A 1,396-nucleotide genomic window follows, 5' to 3' on the forward strand; every position below is an offset into this window, starting at 1 on the left:
CTGGAAGGCCAGCGCCGGACCGACCGCGAGCAACGATCCACAAAAGGCGAGCAGGAATGGGAGTTTCATAGCTGGTGTTTTTCGAAAATCAGATATACTCGTTACGAAGGGGGTTGGGAAAATAGCCTGAGTCCCCTGAAAAAAGTGGTTGAGCGTTGAGCGTTGAGCGTTGAGCGTTTGAGTTTATAGTTTAAAGTTTAGTGTTTGAAGTTGATTCACACTATTTTACGAATTCAGATTACATGTCCATCGTCTATCGTCCATCGTCCATCGACTTTTTGCAGTAGACTCAGCCTGAGTCCCCTGAAAAAAAATGGTTGAGGGTTGAGCGTTACAACGTGACAACGTGACAACCCCGACTCTGTCGGGGCAGGCTGTGACGCGTGACGCGTGACAACGTAAGTCTATCGTCTATTGTCTTTGTCCATCGTCCATCGACTTTTCCGACAAGGCTCTGATATGCAAAGTAAATGTGCCGCGCACCCAGAAAGGTGCGCGGCATCCGGCTTTTGGGGTCTTCGAGCCGTCAAAGGGCGTCCATGGGGCTATACTCACCAACTTGCCTCGATGCAGACTTTCCAATCATCGCCTTCGACGCAAATCTTGATGTAAATGACGTAGGTGGTGTCGTCTCCGTCCTTTTTGGCCAGGATTACGGTGTCGGGACTCAGGGGGCCGGAGCGCCTGCCGTCGGGCGTGTACGTCTTGGCATTTGCATACAGATCGTCCAGATCAGCTTGCGACTTCGGGTTGGCGGCATCGTACTCGCTGGCGGGCAGTTCCCGCAGATGCATCATGGCACGCGTGGTCCAATCGAACAGGATTGCTTCGGAATCGAGGAGTTCGTCATCGGGCGAGACCAGGATCCAGTGGTGGGAGGTGGCGTCGGAGCGGCGCATCAGCGCGAAGCGCACCGCTTCTCCCCGATTGCCGAGTTCCTGTGGGCCAATTACCTCGAACCCCTTGTTATCAAAGGTCAGGAAGGCCAGGTCGCCGTACTGGTTCATGTCGATGTTCAGTTCCTGGTGTTGCAGCTCCTCGGGCACAACCGGGTCTTTCTTGCAGCTTGACAGCGAGATCAGACCGAGTGCCAAAGCGATCAGCATTTTGAACGAGTAGTTCATGAGAAATGAATTTTGGTGAAAAAAATTCCGGTGAACGATCGGGCAGGCTTTCCTGCCGCAGACACCCTCTCATTGCAGGGCCCCGCCTTTCCTTATGCCTGTCGGCAAAAAAATTTGGTCTTTTTCACACCCACACACACAACACGCTCATAACCAACCAACAAAAAAGGCTTCCCCTTTCGGGAAAGCCTCCATGATTGCGGGATAGGTGATATTCAGTTCAGCAGCATGAATTCGTTGACCCAGATTTCGGTGGTGTAGCGCTTGTTGCC

At 52.7% G+C, this 1,396-nt stretch carries 1 protein-coding gene; it reads right to left on the reverse strand.

The window, feature by feature from the left end:
- Positions 1-551: 551 nt before the first annotated feature.
- Positions 552-1,124, reverse strand: a complete 573-nt coding sequence (locus D6694_10350) for a hypothetical protein (protein ID RMH40117.1) — start codon at positions 1,122-1,124, stop codon at positions 552-554.
- Positions 1,125-1,396: the final 272 nt, after the last annotated feature.

The organism is Gammaproteobacteria bacterium (genome assembly GCA_003696665.1).
Taxonomy (GTDB): Bacteria; Pseudomonadota; Gammaproteobacteria; order Enterobacterales.

Excerpts from the sequence above, each read along its gene's own strand:
- D6694_10350 (RMH40117.1), bottom strand. The coding sequence starts at position 1,124 with ATGAACTACTCGTTCAAAATGCTGATCGCTTTGGCACTCGGTCTGATC.